The sequence below is a fragment of the Lactococcus termiticola genome, from assembly GCF_003116835.1.
GTDB lineage: Bacteria > Bacillota > Bacilli > Lactobacillales > Streptococcaceae > Lactococcus > Lactococcus termiticola.
In genome coordinates, this window is record NZ_BFFO01000021.1 from 1 (window position 1) to 961 (window position 961).

Below are 961 nucleotides of genomic sequence, written 5' to 3' on the forward strand. Positions count from 1 at the left end.
CCTCGGTTGCCTATTTTTTTATATGTTCATAAGGAATACCCGTTTCCTAAAGTTTCTAAAAGTCCTGAAACCAAACGCCGCACGTTTCAAAGCTTTAATCTTATTATTCATCCCCTCAAGACAGCCATTTGAATAAGGGAGTGTCATTGCTAGCTTAATAGAGGCTTGTTTCTTGAGTAAGAATTGATACTTTTTGACAAAATCTTCATCCAGTTCCTCTTTATCTAACTCTTCTATAAGCCCAAAGAAAGCCACAGCGTCTCTGCGCTTAAAGTGAGTCATCGCCATTTGTAGGTTTTGCCAAGCAAGACCAAGCGCCTCATCTTCTGCGATAATCGTTTCAACCAAAGATTTTGAATCCGTATATTTTCTAAAGCTATGCGAATAAAAGGGCTTTTCGGAGAGTTGATCATAGTCTTTCAAGAGATGCTTCCAGAAATACTTCATATGGCGATATTCAGGGCTTTTGGTCTCATAGTTTTTCATGATTTTAATACGAAGCTGATTAAATGAGCGTGTCAGTTGTTGGACCACATGGAAACGGTCAGTGACCACCTGAGCTTTTGGGAAACAGCGTTTAATCAATTGTTCATAACTCGCATTCATATCCATAACAAGATACTTCACTTTCAGACGTTCTTCTCGCTTGTAATTCATAAAGTGTCGTTTAAGTGCTTCAATTCTCCGATCATCAAGTATTGTGATAAGCTCATGTGTTTGCCCATCCATCGCCACGAAGGCCATATTCCCTGTACAATCCTTAGTTGCTTTGAGCTCATCCACGCAGAGGACTTCAGGGAGCAGCTTGAATTCATCTTTATCGCTCATCTGATTAAGGAGTCGATAAAAGCTATAGTTACTCACATTCAAGTCCTTAGCTGCTTCAGAGATTGAGATTTTAGAACGAAGTTTTCCTAGAATTTGTTTCTTAAGGAGGACCGAGTCCTTTTGTCCTGACTCA

At 39.6% G+C, this 961-nt stretch carries 1 protein-coding gene; it reads right to left on the minus strand.

What is annotated here, in order from left to right:
• Positions 1-18 precede the first annotated feature (18 nt).
• Positions 19-961, minus strand: a 943-nt coding sequence (locus NtB2_RS08470; RefSeq protein WP_109246514.1) for an ISL3 family transposase, incomplete at its 5' end; no start/stop codon positions are given.